The following is a 16,254-nucleotide window of genomic DNA, read 5'->3' on the forward strand; positions in this document are numbered from 1 at the left end:
TCAAAAAGGATCCTACTATTGGATCCTTTTTTCTTTTATTACATATAATTAAATTCCTATGATAAGGGATAAAACCAATGAAAAAAGCCGCTCTCCTTTCCATTACTTTGCTCGGCTTAACCGCTTGTAGCCAAGGAGTCAAAACCATGACGGATCGTTCTCAATCACCTTGTGGTGACAAACCAAACTGCGTCTCCACCCAAGACACGCGAGAAAAATACAACCTAACGCCATTCATCTTAGTGGATTCAGCGAACATCGACGCTATTGAGCAAGTTGCGCTTGAACTGCCAGGCGCGAAAACCGCGGTGAAAGAAAGCAACTACCTTCGTATCGAGTGCACATCTAAAATCATGCGCTTCGTGGATGACCTCGAACTAAAAATAGCAGGAGACCAACTGATTGTGCGCTCGGAATCTCGTGTGGGCTACTCTGACTTTGGCGTAAACAGAAAGCGCGCCGATCAATTACGAGAAAAGCTCACTCAAGCTAAGCTCATCAAATAGAAAACTGCCAACGGGGAGTGCTATACTCTCGGCCAACTAAAATATTTACTTAAAGAGAGTGTTATGAAAGTTGGTATCATCGGTGCGATGGAACAAGAAGTGACCATCCTGAAGCAAGCAATTACAAACTGCAAAACTGTAAATAAAGCGGGTTGTACGTTTTTCTCTGGTCAAATTAACGATGTCGAAGTCGTCGTACTACAATCGGGCATCGGTAAAGTTGCAGCGGCAGTGGGCACGACAATCCTTCTTGATGAATACCAACCAGACGTTGTGATTAACACAGGCTCTGCTGGCGGTTTCGATTCAAGCTTAAACCTTGGCGATGTAGTTATCTCTACAGAAGTTCGTCATCACGATGCAGACGTAACCGCTTTTGGTTATGCAATTGGCCAAATGGCCGGTCAACCAGCTGCATTCAAAGCGGATGACAAGCTAATGGACTTAGCCGAAAAAGCCCTAGCACAAATGGAAAACACTCATGCGGTTCGCGGCCTAATTTGTACTGGCGATGCGTTTGTTTGTACTGCTGAGCGTCAAGAGTTTATTCGTAAACACTTCCCGTCAGTTATCGCTGTAGAAATGGAAGCATCTGCTATCGCTCAAACTTGTCACCAATTCAACACGCCGTTTGTTGTTGTGCGTGCAATCTCTGATGTCGCTGATAAAGAATCACCAATGAGCTTTGATGAGTTCCTACCTCTAGCAGCAAAAAGCTCTTCCGAAATGGTATTCAAAATGCTGGAACTCATTAAGTAAACGACTCATTCATGGAAGAAGTTTTTCAGTCATTTTATGCCAACGGTGCGCTCCTTATAATGTGGGGCGCACTGATCTTGCACCTTCTAGTGCCAATCCCCAATTCAGCGCACCCCATCACTTTATGGCGAAAGCTAGCAGAGCAGCTAGCTAACAAAGTGAACAATAATCACAATTACTCACAGAGTGTAATCTCAGGCAGTCTTGCATTAGGCTTGATGCTGTTTCCTTGCTTGATATTACTGATTGCAGTAAAGCCACTTGTTTGGCAAATCCCTTTATATGAACTGGTTCTATTGATCCTTGCGCTAGACTGGCGTAACAGCGAAACGTTAACGAAACAGCTCGTCACAAGTATCTCTTCGGAAGACAAAGCCCAATGTCGAGCATTACTGCAACCATATCTTAATCGCGACACTGGTAACCTCTCGATCGTTGGCATAGGTAAAGCTGGCTCAGAAACACTGATTATGGGATACAGCCGCAACGTGATCGGTGTGCTATTTTGGTACGCACTAACAGGTGGCATTGGTGCGTTAATGTATCGACTCACAACAGAATTAGCGCGAGTGTGGTCCCCTAGCCGACGCCAATATTTGCCCTTTGGTAAACCTGTGATTCAACTGGTTGCTACTCTGGATATTATTCCACTTCGTCTCTTTGCCATACTTTTAGCTGCCGGAAAGAATACAAGTAATGTGCTCTCTGGAATACAACAGCAAGCGAAGTCTTGGCCCTTACCAGGACCTAGCTGGGTGTTATGTACTATCGGACACAAACTACAACTGTCTTTATGCGGCCCTGCTATCTATCAAGGTGTGCGTGCAGAGCGCGCAAAAATCGGTGGGCGCATAGCGCCATCGGCTATTCACCTTTCACAAATACATACGCTGCTCGTTTGGCGCGTCCTGGCTTGGATCGCAATCCAAAGTTTGCTTTTAGGAATAATTTATCAAGGATTATGATGAATAAATTATGCTTCGCATTAACGCTGTTTGTTTCGACAGCGACCTTCGCTCAACCCGCTCAACGCATTATAAGTTTAGCTCCACATGCCACCGAAATTGCCTTTGCAGCAGGGCTAGGAGACCAGCTTGTTGCTGTCAGCGAAATGAGCGATTATCCAGAACAGGCAAAGCAGCTAGAAAGAGTCTCAAATTATCAAGGAATTAAATTAGAGCGCATTATTGCTCTTCAACCGGACTTAGTGATTGCTTGGCCAGCCGGAAACCCAGCTAAAGAGTTGGAGAAAATTAAACAGTTCGGTGTTCCTATCTATTACTCCAATACAGGTTCATTAGAAGATATAGCCAATAATATCGAGCAACTCAGCCAATACAGCGAAACTCCACAAGTAGGAAAAAAGGCCGCTGAAGATTTTAGAACGCAGCTGAGTACACTAAAAGAACAGTACAACACGAACGAGAAAGTTCGTTACTTTTATCAGTTGAGTGAAAAGCCTATCATCACTGTCGCCGGAAAGAACTGGCCAAGTGAAGTCTTTACTTTTTGCGGTGGTGAGAACATTTTCGCCACATCTAGCGCGCCTTATCCTCAAGTTAGCATCGAGCAAGTCATTACTCGCCAGCCAGAGGTTATTTTTACTTCTCGTCACGCAATGAGTAACGATGGTATGTGGGCTGAGTGGAGTAATGAGCTTCTTGCTCTTAAAAACAAACACATCTGGTCCCTAAACTCTGATTGGATTAACCGTCCGACACCACGCACATTGAACGCGATCAAGGAAGTGTGTGAGCACTTTAAAAGCGTTCGTCAAAAACGCTAACGATTTCGTGGCAAATACCGTACAATTTCCGCCCATTTTTTCTCACACTATTTAAAGGTACTAAGTAACATGGACTCCATGCTGCTTTATATGATCGATTTGTTCGGTACCGCTGTTTTCGCTATCTCTGGCGTATTACTGGCTGGCCGTTTAAAAATGGATCCATTCGGCGTTATCGTACTCGGCAGTGTGACTGCTATAGGTGGCGGAACAATCCGAGACATGGCGCTTGGTGCCACTCCCGTATTTTGGATAACAGATACGACTTACTTATGGGTGATATTTGTTACGTGTCTACTAACCATGCTTGTTATTCGAAGACCCAAGCGACTCTCATGGTGGGTATTACCCGTTTGTGATGCCATCGGTCTCGCTGTGTTTGTGGGAATAGGAGTAGAAAAGGCACTCGCCTACAATGCATCCGGGATGGTCGCGGTGATAATGGGGGTTATTACTGGCTGTGGCGGTGGCATTATACGAGACGTGCTGGCTCGCGAAGTTCCTATGGTATTAAGAAGTGAAGTCTATGCTACGGCATGTATTATTGGCGGCATCTTCCATACGATGGCGGTAAACATGGGTTATGACCACTCAACGGCTTTACTCGCTGGTGTAATCTCAACGCTCATTATACGTCTCGGTGCGATTCGTTGGCATCTATCCCTGCCAACTTTCGCCATTAACCGTTAAACACCAACAACATCACTCATCATGGAGTCGACCAAGTGTCGGCTCCTCTCATTTATGCTCATTTGATTCGCCAATTCTTGGGCAATTCGCTAAATTATCTCAACCATTCCTAACTTTCATTAATCATTATGTTGCTTGAAGGTATTGAAACGTTACTTATCCTCAGTAAAGAAAAAACCATGAGCCGCACGGGCAGTCAACTCTATATTAGTCAGTCTGCCGTGAGTAAACGTATTTCAAATCTAGAGAAGAAGTTAGGAAAAAAATTGATAGAGCCAAATGGTCGGCACATAAAGCTGACCTCCGATGGCCTTGCCCTCATAAACACAATAGAACCCACGTTCAATGAGTTAAGAGGAAAAATCTACGATCAACAACAAATAGAAGACACTTCTTTAATCAAAATGGACTGCTCTGAAACCTTAGTGGCGGGATACCTCAGCATGATCATGGCAGAACACTTTGCCCATGATCAGTACATACGAATATCGACCAATCATACGCCACGCATTATTGAGAATGTGAAATCAGGTAAAGCGACACTGGGATTTTGCGCTGGTTATTTACCGCCTCACCATGGATTAATGAGCCTTCACCTCGCCGATGAACCTTTCTCAATTGTCAGTCGACATTCACTTTCACAACTACCTAAAGCTATTTTGACCAATGACCTAACTAACCCTGCCAACACATATCAACAAGCTATTTTATCCAAACACGGAATCGAACCTTTGATGGAAATGGATTCGTATACTGCGGCAGCACAACTGGCTTTGGGAGGTATGGCTCCCGCTTTAATCCCTAAATCTATCCTAACGACACTTAATATCACACCTAAGTTCTGCTATGACTTTGAAGAGCTAGATCAGTTAGTTCGACCAATACATATCTGCTTACGTCACAGCACATATCGTAGCGAGCGAGTTAAAGCACTGACAGAATCCATTGCTGATGTTGTTGCCAAAGAAGTTTCGTTGCCATAAGCATCGACATCACTATAACTAGAGGACGAATCCATTTTTGCCCTTTACTTACCACGACCTTCGCCCCTAACTGAGCACCAAGAAAACCGCCAACAGCCATAGTTAAGCCAAGCTTCCACACTGGCAACCCAGCTAAGATAAAAAAGAGTAGTGCCGCAATGTTTGACGTGAAATTGAGGATTTTGGTTCTAGCTGTGGCTTCGACCAAAGAAAAGTGACCTAGTGCAACAAAACAAACAGTAAAAATAGATCCAGTCCCAGGGCCAAAAAAGCCATCATAGAAACCGATCCCGCCACCAATGCATAGCGCAAACATCGCTTCAGATAACTTTGGTTCTCCATCGATTTTTCGCGTACTTGGCGCGAGTAAAAAATAGAGGGAAATGGCTATCAAAAGAACAGGGATCAAACTGGTGAGTACGCTAGCATCAATAAACTGCACAGCCTCGGCACCGATTGCAGCGCCTATAAAAGTGCAGAGTATCGCAAAACGCATTTCCTTTAAGCTAACAATACCGTTACGCACGAAATACCAGCTAGCAGAGAAACTGCCAAACGAACTTTGTAACTTATTGGTTGCTAGAGCTTGAGTCGGACTCAACCCCGCAGCCAAAAGCGCAGGGAGCGTAATGAGCCCTCCCCCACCAGCCATCGCATCAATAAAGCCTGCGGCAGTCGCAACCAAAAATAAGGCCAACAAAATCTCAACCGTGATTTCCACTACACTTCCTTTTTGAAGAGGTATCAAAGAGGAAGAAACGGTAGCACTTATTCACAAAACTACCAATGGAAAGTCAAGACACCAATCTATTCCTAATTTTCATCAGTCAATAAATCTAGAGAATGATACATTAAAAATATCAATTACATCCAAATATAGAGCCTCACCTCAAGAGCCTCTTAATATTTTGATAGAAAAAGAAAATGCTGTCTTAATAGGAAATATTTAATCTGATAAAAAACGAAAATAATGGAAGCCTTACTAACTCGACCATCAATAAAAGAGCAGCAATTACGCTTAAAAATCGAACAGATAGTGAATGTTAATCAGCTATTCAGCGTTATTGACGCTAAACCAGAGACTAGCGGTGCGGGTGTAATTTATATTGATAACAAATTCACCGTTGTACGCTTAAGAGACTTTAAATCCACATGCCATATCAATCCTACCTTTATCATTCTACGAGAACCGATAAAATTACAATCATCTCAAGAATTTGCAAAAAAAATAAAACAGGAAGAGTCAAAATCAAGATTCAATCAAGAGCTTCTATCAGCGAGCATTAGCTGTATTGGTGCAGCGATTGGCTGGATTGGGGTAGCAAGAACCCGTATGGTATCTAAATCACCAGACAAATTATCGGATATAGACAGTAATGAGTGGTATCAAAATACAACTAAAGCTTTAGATTACATCTCCTTAGCTGGAGCGGGCGCTAGTGGATATCAAACGATAAAAATGGTTCAATCTCTTAAGCAAACCACTAAGAAAGGCGTTCCCGAGATTCTAAAAGGCTTAAACAGACAAGAGAGAACAAGATTAACTAAAGAAATCATCCGTAAAAACCTTCCGAGTATTTCGAATAAAGCTCGTAAACAGCTAATGTTGTCAGGAGAAATTCCTAAGAGGTATTCGCAAGCAACAATATCCGCATCCATTTCTCATCAGCTTCTAGATGCAATTGGAGGCTCAATTAGCATAGTAGGAAGTGGTTATTCGGGAGAGTTAAGAAATCTTGCAATTGGAATCTATGAGGAATTGAAAGTTGAATACTAAATCAATTAGCATAGCAAACATCTCACTAAGTATATGTTTATACTTGGCATTGACTATTGGTCTGGCTATTAGCTTGAGCATTTGGAATGACTGGTTTTCTTTCACTCAACACATTGCTCTAGATACTTACCTTCTTACATTGGGAGCTATTACGGTTGTTGTTGTATGCATTCCAAACATTCTGACAATAAGCAAAGGATTAAGTATTGCTGCAAAAATAAACTTACTTACTATCTCTTTTATCATTCTCACTTGCAGCATTAATTTTGTTGCAGCAAGTGGTAGTACTATTTCTTCATCTTTGGGTACATTGCTTGCCATCATTAGCTTAATGATCTTCAAAAGCGAAGCATACCAATCGTTCCTAGCACACTTTAATGCTCTTCATTTTAGAAAAACCTCGATATAAAAAAGCCCGCTCAAATGAGCGGGCAATGAGGTTGTCATGTAAGCCCTGATTAATGAGCTTACTGATTTTTATCTGTTACGCGTCTAGACTCGCTTTCACTTTAGCGTGTAACTCTTGAACCGAAGTTACTGACGCTTTTGCGTCTGCAGTATGAGACATACATGTAGCGAACGCTGCATTCAGTGTCGTTGTGTAGTTCACTTTTTCTGCCAGTGCACCACGGCGTAGAACTTTCGAATCTTCAATCGCTTGACGACCAGCAGCCGTGTTTACGATGTAGGTGTATTCGTTGTTCTTGATGCGGTCAAGAATGTGTGGACGACCTTCGTGTACTTTGTTTACCAAACGTGGGTTAATACCCGCTTCGCCCAGAATTACAGCAGTACCGTGTGTCGCATCCAACTGGTAACCCAGTTTCACTAACTTAGAAGCTAGGTCAACAACACGCTCTTTATCACCTTCACGTACAGACAGTAGCGCACGACCACCTTCAGGATAAACCGCACCACAACCTAGCTCTGCTTTCGCGTAAGCTTCTGCGAACGTTGCACCCACACCCATTACTTCACCTGTTGAGCGCATTTCAGGGCCCAATAGAGGGTCAACACCAGGGAATTTGTTGAACGGCAGAACCACTTCTTTCACTGAGTAGTAAGGAGGGATAATCTCTTTAGTAAAGCCTTGTGACTCTAGAGATTGACCCGCCATTACACGTGCAGCGATTTTCGCTAGAGGAGCGCCTGTCGCTTTCGATACGAATGGTACCGTACGAGCAGCACGAGGGTTCACTTCAATTAGATAAACGTCGTTATCTTTCACAGCAAACTGCGTGTTCATCAAACCGCGTACACCGAGTTCGAATGCTAACTTCTCAACTTGCTCACGCATCTTGTCTTGAATTTCCTGACTTAGCGTGTATGCAGGCAGTGAACATGCAGAGTCACCAGAGTGAACACCCGCTTGTTCGATGTGCTCCATGATACCGCCGATAACGACGCGTTCACCGTCACAGATAGCATCAATATCAACTTCGGTTGCATCATCCAAGAAACGGTCTAGCAGAACTGGAGACTCGTTCGATACGCTTACTGCTTCGTTGAAGTAGCGACGCAGGTCTTGCTCGTCGTACACGATTTCCATCGCACGACCACCGAGTACATAAGATGGACGAACAACTAATGGGAAGCCAATTTCTTTCGATTTCTCAACCGCTTGCTCCATCGTTGTTACTGTCGCGTTTTCTGGCTGAAGTAGACCTAAACGGTCAACAGCGGCTTGGAAGCGTTCACGGTCTTCCGCACGGTCGATAGCATCTGGGCTAGTACCAATGATTGGCACACCAGCCGCTTCTAGAGCACGAGCCAGTTTAAGTGGCGTTTGACCACCGTACTGAACAATCACACCTTTTGGTTTTTCAACGCGAGCGATAGACAGTACATCTTCCAGAGTTACTGGCTCGAAGTACAGACGATCAGACGTATCGTAGTCAGTAGATACCGTTTCTGGGTTACAGTTAACCATAATGGTTTCGTAACCGTCTTCACGCAGCGCAAGTGATGCATGGACACAACAGTAATCGAATTCAATACCTTGGCCGATACGGTTTGGACCGCCACCAAGAACCATGATCTTATCTTTGTCTGTTGGGTTTGCTTCACATTCTTCATCGTAAGATGAGTACATGTAAGCCGTGTCAGAAGAAAACTCTGCTGCACATGTATCCACACGTTTGTAAACCGGATGAATATCAAACTGCTCACGAGCACGGCGAATTTCACTTTCAGCGACACCAAGCAATTTAGACAAGCGAGCATCAGAGAAGCCTTTGCGTTTCATCTGACGAAGCACTTCTTTGGTCAAACCTGCGTAGCCGCCCGCCTTGACTTGTTCTTCGAGTTTTACAATTTCTTCGATTTGAACCAGGAACCAGCGGTCGATTTGAGTCAAGTTGAACACACCGTCGACTGACATACCCGCTCGGAATGCATCGGCGATGTACCAGATACGCTCTGCACCTGCTTCTTTAAGTTCGTGACGAATCTTAGTCAGTGCATCTGGCGCTTCCAGATCGACCATCTCATCAAAACCAGTTGCGCCAACTTCTAGGCCACGCAGTGCTTTATGAAGAGATTCTTGTTGGTTACGACCAATCGCCATTACCTCACCAACCGATTTCATCTGAGTTGTCAGACGATCGTTTGCACCAGCAAATTTCTCGAAGTTAAAGCGAGGGATCTTAGTTACGACGTAGTCGATAGTTGGTTCAAATGACGCGGGTGTTGCACCACCTGTGATGTCGTTTTGTAGTTCGTCTAGCGTAAAGCCAACAGCCAGTTTCGCGGCAATTTTCGCAATTGGGAAGCCTGTTGCTTTTGATGCTAGCGCAGAAGAGCGAGATACACGCGGGTTCATCTCGATGATGACCATACGACCATCTTTCGGGTTGATACCAAACTGTACGTTTGAACCACCTGTTTCAACACCGATTTCACGCAGAACAGCTAGCGATGCATTACGCATAAGCTGGTATTCTTTGTCAGTCAGTGTTTGTGCTGGAGCAACCGTGATTGAGTCGCCCGTATGGATGCCCATTGGGTCAAAGTTCTCGATTGAACATACGATGATACAGTTGTCCGCTTTGTCACGAACGACTTCCATTTCGTACTCTTTCCAACCGATTAGTGACTCATCGATAAGAAGTTCGTTGGTCGGAGATAAGTCCAGACCGCGACGACAGATTTCTTCGAACTCTTCTTTGTTGTACGCGATACCACCACCAGTGCCACCCATGGTGAACGATGGACGAATGATACAAGGGAAGCCAACCATATCTAAAACTTTGTAAGCTTCTTCCATGCTCTTCGCTGTATCTGCGCGAGGACACTCAAGGCCGATAGACTTCATCGCTTTATCAAAACGAGAACGGTCTTCCGCTTTGTCGATTGCATCAGCCGTTGCACCAATCATCTCTACGCCAAACTCTGCGAGAACGCCGTGCTTCTCTAAATCTAACGCACAGTTAAGTGCTGTCTGACCACCCATAGTTGGCAGAACTGCATCAGGACGTTCTTTCTCGATGATCTTGCGTACAACTTCCCACTGAATCGGCTCAATGTAAGTCGCATCTGCCATCTCTGGGTCAGTCATGATGGTTGCTGGGTTAGAGTTAACCAGGATAACTCGGTAGCCTTCTTCGCGAAGAGCTTTACACGCTTGTGCGCCAGAGTAGTCAAACTCACATGCCTGACCGATAACAATCGGACCAGCACCAAGAATTAGAATACTTTGAATGTCAGTACGTTTTGGCATTATCTACTACTCCGAATTAAGCGCTGTGTTTTTTGATTAGTTCGATAAAGTGGTCAAATAGCGGTGCCGCGTCATGTGGACCTGGGCTCGCTTCTGGGTGACCTTGGAAGCTAAATGCTGGCTTGTCTGTGCGGTGGATACCTTGCAAAGAGCCATCAAATAGCGATACGTGAGTAGCACGTAAGTTTTCCGGTAATGTTGCTTCATCTGCCGCAAAGCCGTGGTTTTGCGAAGTGATCATCACAACGTTACGCTCTAAATCTTTTACTGGGTGGTTTGCACCGTGGTGACCAAACTTCATTTTCACCGTTTGCGCACCTGATGCTAGCGCCAGAATTTGGTGACCTAGACAAATACCAAAAATTGGCAAGCCTTTTTCTAGGAACACTTTGGTTGCTTCAATCGCGTAAGTACATGGTTCTGGGTCACCAGGGCCGTTCGATAAGAATACGCCATCTGGATTTAGTGCCAGAACTTCTTCCGCTGACGTTTCTGCAGGTACAACCGTTAAGCGGCAGCCGCGGTCAACCAACATTCGTAAGATGTTGCGTTTTGCGCCAAAGTCGTAAGCGACAACGTGGTATGGCAGCTCGCTGTCATCTTTCGCCTCTGGAAGTCCACCTTCAAGCGTCCACGAACCTTGCTTCCATTGATACGCTTCTTTTGTTGTAACTTCTTTCGCAAGGTCCATTCCTTTTAAGCCTGGGAATTCTTTTGCTTTCGCTAGTGCCAAAGCTTCGTCTAGGTTGTTGCCCGCAACAATACAGCCGTTTTGAGCACCTTTTTCACGCAGGATACGAGTGAGCTTACGAGTATCGATATTAGCGATGCCAACGATATTTTGAGACTTAAGATAATCAGAGAGGGATTGTTCGTTACGGAAGTTAGAAGCGATTAGAGGAAGATCGCGAATCACAAGGCCTTGTGCATGAATGGAAGAGGATTCTTCATCTTCGGAAGTGGTTCCGGTATTGCCAATGTGAGGATAAGTGAGAGTGACGATTTGCTGAGAATAGGAAGGATCAGTGAGGATTTCTTGATACCCCGTCATCGAGGTATTAAAAACGACTTCACCAACGGAAAGACCATCTGCCCCTATGGACACTCCGCGGAACACTGTCCCATCTTCTAGGACCAACAGTGCTAATTTACCCAAGACAACCTCCAGAATAAAAATGCAAAAAAAATAAATCAAACTGCAAACATGCCTTCCTTTACCTATAAAATCTACATAAATAGGTATTTCAGACAAATTGGCGGTATTCTAAAGTTGGACTCGAAACCTGTCAACCTACAATCAAAAATAAATGATTAATTTCTAGCGAGTAAGGTCATTTTGAATCAGTAAGGCCCAAAAAGATAACTTTTACATGCTATTACATACAGAGGCATAGAGGTTTAATGAATTTTACAAATTTGAACTTTTTAGAGATCACAAAAAAGTATGAGTTTTTCACGCAAACGTTCACTCAACAAAAAAGATATTAGTTTTTAGACATTAAAACCAAAAACACCCACAAAACAACTAAAACAACAACAAAAGTAAGCACCAAAATACTTTCTGTTAGAATCATTTCATTTACAAATAATTCTATAGATATAAAAAAGCCGGCTACCGCCGGCGAATAATTATGTATTTAGAGTTCATTCAATCCCAAAACATCTGTCATGGTATAAAAGCCCGCTGGTTTGGCACTCAACCAAACAGCGGCCTTGACGGCGCCATTAGCAAACGTCATACGATCGGTCGCTTTGTGCGTTATCTCCACTCGTTCCCCAATATCAGCAAACATGGCTGTGTGCTCACCGACAATATCGCCAGCGCGAATTGTAGCAAAGCCGATCTCATCTTTAGTACGTTCACCTGTGATACCTTCTCGCGCATAGACAGCTACATCATTCAGCTTGTTGCCCATCGCACCAGCAATGGCTTCGCCCATCCCGATAGCGGTACCAGAAGGAGCATCAACTTTATGACGATGATGTGCTTCGACAATCTCAACATCACAGTAGTCGCCCATCACTTTGGCTGCTTTCTCAAGAAGCTTAAATACTAGGTTCACACCAACAGAGTAGTTAGGAGCCATGACAACAGGCACTTGCTTAGCGGCTTCGTCAATTAGTTCACGCTCTGCATCACTGAAACCAGTCGTCCCAATCACAATACTCTTTCCATGCTTCTTACACAGTTCAAGATTCGCCAACGTACTTACTGGGGCAGTAAAATCGATGATTACATCAAAATTATCGACGTCTTTAGCAAGATCATCCGTTAAGAACACATCGAATTTGCCTTCACCACAAAGTTCACCGATATCGACACCGACAAGTGAGGACTCAGGTCGTTCTGATCCCGCGCTCACTGTCGCCTCTGGGTTAAGGTGTGAAGCTTTAACCAAATTACGGCCCATTCGGCCTGCTGCTCCTGCGATTGCAATACGAACCATTGCGCTTTCTCTCCTTCTCTGGATAACGAGGTTTGCTCTCGTTCTCTCGTTTCGCTTAATCTGTTTAAACTAACAACATACCGTGGTTACCACAAGCAAGTTCATCAGGCTTAAGCGAACTCTTTTACGACACGCTCCAAGATAGGCACGTTCGCTTCAGGAAAGGCATAGTTACCCAATTCTCTTATCTCAACCCAGCGACCTTCTTGACCTTCTCGGCCGTAAGGCTCATTACTGAACTTAGATACCGTAATAAAATCAAACTTAAGTGATTTGTCTGGATAGTCATATTCCAAATGCTCGAAAAGGGCTTGCTCAGTAACTTCAATTCCTACTTCTTCTTCAAGTTCTCTTGCTAGAGCATGTTCAATACTTTCTCCTGACTCGACTTTCCCGCCGGGAAACTCCCAAAACCCGCCTTTATGCTTGTCGTCTGGACGCTTTGTAATAAAAATTTTTGATTTGTCTTGGTTAAAAATAATAGCCGCGACTATGTGAATTCTTTTCATAGGGGTTCCTAACTCTCAAGCCGTTACACTTCAACGGTCTTTGCATCTCTAAAACTATCCGATGCTATCAAAACTTATGAAATTCGACAGCCACAGAATTTGCTTAAAAAAAGAGCCGCCTAGGCGACTCTTTAAAAAATTATCTGACTAATACGTTAGTCGATCTTGCCGTGGCACTGTTTATACTTCTTACCACTACCACAAGGGCAAGGCTCATTGCGACCTACTTTACGTTCATCACGTACCATTGGCTGACTTGAACCTTCTTCAGATTCTTCACCTTCAGAAAGAGGGTTTTGTGCTGCTGCGTGTTGCGCTTGAGCACGACGAGCGGCCTCTTCAGCTTGCGCACGACGTTGCTCTTCCATACGTTCAACTTCTTCTTGTTGCTGGACTCGAACGCGAGATAGAACAGTAATCACATCAGTTTTCAGCGCTTCTAGTAGACCTTCAAACAGTTCAAACGATTCACGCTTGTATTCCTGTTTCGGGTTCTTCTGCGCATAGCCGCGTAAGTGAATACCCTGACGCAAGTGATCCATTGCTGCCAAGTGCTCTTTCCAAAGCGTATCCAACGTTTGAAGCATAACCGATTTCTCGAAGTTACGAAGTACTTGCGCACCCACCACTTCCTCTTTCTCTTTGTACACTTCAACGGCTAGATTGATGATCTTCTCGCGTAGCGCCTCTTCGTAAAGCTTATCGTCTTCTTCAAGCCATTGCTTCACTGGCGCATCAAGATCGAAGTCTGCTTTCAAGCGCTCTTGCAGACCTTCAACGTCCCACATATCTTCTAGGGATTGTGGCGGGATGTACTCATCAATAACCGCTGTTAGTACATCTTCACGGTTTTGCTCGATCATACCGCTGATGTCTTCAACGTTCATCAATTCGTCGCGCAGCTCGTAGACAACCTTACGCTGATCGTTCGCCACATCATCGTATTCTAGTAGCTGCTTACGGATATCAAAGTTACGACCTTCCACTTTACGCTGTGCTTTTTCAATTGAGCGAGAAAGCATTTTCGATTCAATTGCTTCACCTTCTTCCATACCACTTTGGATAAGGCTCGCCATACGATCAGAAGTGAAAATACGTAACAAAGAGTCTTCCATAGATAGGTAGAAGCGAGATGAACCCGCATCTCCTTGACGACCAGAACGACCACGTAGCTGGTTATCAATACGGCGAGATTCGTGGCGCTCAGTACCAATGATGTGTAGACCACCAGCATCTAGTACTTGATCATGTACCACTTTCCACTCTGCTTTAATCGCATCGATTTGTTCTTGAGTTGGGTTCTCCAAAGCTTCCACTTTTGATTGCCAACTACCGCCAAGCACAATGTCCGTACCACGACCGGCCATGTTGGTCGCGATAGTTACCGCACCAGGCATACCCGCTTCAGCAACAATTTCCGCTTCCTTTTCATGGAATTTCGCATTCAATACGTTGTGTTTGATCTTCGCTTTCTTCAATGCGTTAGAAAGAAGTTCTGATTTTTCAATCGATACTGTACCAACCAATGTTGGCTGACCTTTCGCAACGCGCTCTTTGATATCTTCAATGATTGCAGCAAACTTCTCAGCTTCGGTACGGTACACCACATCCGGCATATCGTTACGAATCATTGGTTTGTTGGTTGGGATAACCACCGTTTCCAAGCCATAAATAGATTGGAACTCAAACGCTTCAGTATCCGCAGTACCTGTCATACCAGACAGTTTTTCGTATAAGCGGAAGTAGTTCTGGAAGGTAATCGAAGCCAAAGTTTGGTTTTCGTTTTGAATCTTAACGCCTTCTTTCGCTTCTACTGCTTGGTGAAGACCTTCAGACCAACGACGACCTGGCATTGTACGACCAGTATGTTCATCAACAATTACTACTTCACCTTCGTCAGTAACGATGTAATCAACGTTGCGCTCAAACAACACATGAGCACGCAAAGCGGCATTCACGTGATGTAACATGCTGATGTTAGTCGGAGAGTAAAGTGTGTCACCCTCTTCCATAAGACCATTTTTCACCAACAGTTCTTCAACGTACTCTTGGCCCGTTTCTGTGAGGTATACTTGCTTTGATTTCTCATCAACAGTGTAGTGACCATCACCACGATATTCTTCAGAGTCTTCTTTGTCTTGCTTTTTAAGATGCGGGATCAAAAGGTTGATTCGGGTGTATAGCTCAGAGCTATCTTCAGCAGGACCAGAAATGATTAAAGGGGTACGAGCTTCATCAATTAGGATTGAGTCCACCTCATCGACAACTGCAAAGAAGCGTTCACGTTGTACGCGATCTTCGCTACGGAAAGCCATATTGTCACGAAGGTAGTCAAAACCAAATTCATTGTTCGTTCCGTACAAGATGTCAGCTTGGTACGCTTCTTTTTTCTCTTGAGGAGGCATGTTTGGCACGTTTACGCCAACAGTCATACCTAAAAATTCAAATAGAGGGCGGTTTGTCTCTGCATCACGTTTAGCTAGATAATCGTTCACTGTTACAATATGAACGCCTTTACCAGCTAGGGCATTTAGGTAAGCAGGAAGCGTTGCCGTCAGCGTTTTACCTTCACCCGTACGCATTTCAGCGATTTGACCCGCATTTAGAACCATACCACCGATAAGCTGGACGTCGAAGTGGCGCATACCGTAGACACGCTTAGATGCTTCACGAACCGTAGCAAAAGCTTCTGGAAGTAGTTTATCAAGAGTTTCACCCTTCTCTAGGCGCTCGCGGAATTCAACCGTCTTTGCTTTTAACTCTTCATCACTTAGAGCCTCGAATGTTGGCTCATAGTTATTAATTTCTTTTACAATTTTTCTAAGGCGGCGCAGTGTTCGGTCGTTGCGACTGCCAATCACTTTTGTCAGTAGCTTAGTTATCATTTTTCGTGAATCTCTCTTTATTCAGACCGTTCCCGATCTACTCATAATGCCTTCAGTCTCTGCCAGTTTGGAACTAAGAATACTGAGATAAATCATTTATCAAAGATATTGAGTTCAAACATCCATATTTCAAGGCTAAGTTTTGAAACAATGTGGCTTAGTGTAAGGATTTTTAATCGATACAACCATAAATA

14 protein-coding genes are annotated in these 16,254 nt (G+C 44.2%); 8 read left to right on the forward strand and 6 right to left on the reverse strand.

Annotated elements, in window-relative coordinates; genetic code table 11:
- Positions 1–77: 77 nt before the first annotated feature.
- The 6 genes from R7Q46_RS08935 to R7Q46_RS08960 all read left to right on the forward strand — a co-directional run bounded on the left by R7Q46_RS08935 (position 78) and on the right by R7Q46_RS08960 (position 4,724).
- A complete protein-coding gene (locus R7Q46_RS08935) occupies positions 78–506 on the forward strand; it encodes a DUF1499 domain-containing protein (protein WP_017633627.1) in 429 nt (142 codons plus the stop codon).
- 63 nt (positions 507–569) lie between these two features.
- The gene (mtnN, locus tag R7Q46_RS08940) at positions 570–1,265 is read left to right on the forward strand and encodes a 5'-methylthioadenosine/S-adenosylhomocysteine nucleosidase (RefSeq protein WP_318077449.1); all 696 of its coding nucleotides are present in this window, start codon (positions 570–572) and stop codon (positions 1,263–1,265) included.
- Between the two features lie 11 nt (positions 1,266–1,276).
- The gene (locus R7Q46_RS08945) at positions 1,277–2,230 is read left to right on the forward strand and encodes a cobalamin biosynthesis family protein (RefSeq protein ID WP_318077450.1); all 954 of its coding nucleotides are present in this window, start codon (positions 1,277–1,279) and stop codon (positions 2,228–2,230) included.
- Positions 2,230–3,051 carry a vitamin B12 ABC transporter substrate-binding protein BtuF gene (gene btuF / locus R7Q46_RS08950; RefSeq protein ID WP_213871844.1) on the forward strand — a complete coding sequence of 274 codons (822 nt, stop codon included), beginning with the start codon at positions 2,230–2,232 and terminating at the stop codon, positions 3,049–3,051. Before R7Q46_RS08945 ends, btuF begins: the two co-directional genes overlap by 1 nt.
- A gap of 69 nt (positions 3,052–3,120) precedes the next feature.
- On the forward strand, positions 3,121–3,741 hold the full coding sequence (locus R7Q46_RS08955) for a TRIC cation channel family protein (RefSeq protein ID WP_005387377.1): 621 nt from the start codon (positions 3,121–3,123) through the stop codon (positions 3,739–3,741).
- Between the two features lie 128 nt (positions 3,742–3,869).
- A complete protein-coding gene (locus tag R7Q46_RS08960) occupies positions 3,870–4,724 on the forward strand; it encodes a LysR family transcriptional regulator (protein ID WP_213871842.1) in 855 nt (284 codons plus the stop codon).
- Here R7Q46_RS08960 and R7Q46_RS08965 read toward each other — a convergent pair.
- A complete protein-coding gene (locus R7Q46_RS08965; RefSeq protein WP_017821480.1) occupies positions 4,666–5,445 on the reverse strand; it encodes a TSUP family transporter in 780 nt (259 codons plus the stop codon). The genes R7Q46_RS08960 and R7Q46_RS08965 overlap by 59 nt on opposite strands.
- A 249-nt stretch (positions 5,446–5,694) precedes the next feature.
- Here R7Q46_RS08965 and R7Q46_RS08970 point away from each other — a divergent pair, with 249 nt between their 5' ends.
- Complete coding sequence (locus R7Q46_RS08970; RefSeq protein WP_213871841.1) at positions 5,695–6,501, forward strand: hypothetical protein; 807 nt, start codon at positions 5,695–5,697, stop codon at positions 6,499–6,501.
- Complete coding sequence (locus tag R7Q46_RS08975; RefSeq protein ID WP_169644219.1) at positions 6,491–6,910, forward strand: hypothetical protein; 420 nt, start codon at positions 6,491–6,493, stop codon at positions 6,908–6,910. The genes R7Q46_RS08970 and R7Q46_RS08975 overlap by 11 nt, the downstream gene beginning before the upstream one ends.
- 75 nt (positions 6,911–6,985) lie before the next feature.
- Here the strand turns inward: R7Q46_RS08975 and carB are convergent, their stop codons facing one another.
- From carB to secA, 5 genes are all read right to left on the reverse strand, one after another.
- A complete protein-coding gene (gene carB / locus R7Q46_RS08980) occupies positions 6,986–10,219 on the reverse strand; it encodes a carbamoyl-phosphate synthase large subunit (protein WP_005381854.1) in 3,234 nt (1,077 codons plus the stop codon).
- A gap of 16 nt (positions 10,220–10,235) precedes the next feature.
- Positions 10,236–11,375, reverse strand: a complete 1,140-nt coding sequence (gene carA / locus R7Q46_RS08985) for a glutamine-hydrolyzing carbamoyl-phosphate synthase small subunit (RefSeq protein WP_017633620.1) — start codon at positions 11,373–11,375, stop codon at positions 10,236–10,238.
- Between the two features lie 481 nt (positions 11,376–11,856).
- Positions 11,857–12,666, reverse strand: coding sequence for a 4-hydroxy-tetrahydrodipicolinate reductase (gene dapB / locus R7Q46_RS08990; RefSeq protein WP_005381860.1), 810 nt, complete (start codon positions 12,664–12,666; stop codon positions 11,857–11,859).
- A 110-nt stretch (positions 12,667–12,776) separates the two neighbouring features.
- A complete protein-coding gene (gene mutT, locus R7Q46_RS08995) occupies positions 12,777–13,175 on the reverse strand; it encodes an 8-oxo-dGTP diphosphatase MutT (protein ID WP_005387387.1) in 399 nt (132 codons plus the stop codon).
- Between the two features lie 155 nt (positions 13,176–13,330).
- On the reverse strand, positions 13,331–16,060 hold the full coding sequence (gene secA, locus R7Q46_RS09000) for a preprotein translocase subunit SecA (protein ID WP_005387389.1): 2,730 nt from the start codon (positions 16,058–16,060) through the stop codon (positions 13,331–13,333).
- Positions 16,061–16,254 lie beyond the last annotated feature (194 nt).

The sequence above is a fragment of the Vibrio sp. 811 genome (genome assembly GCF_033339195.1).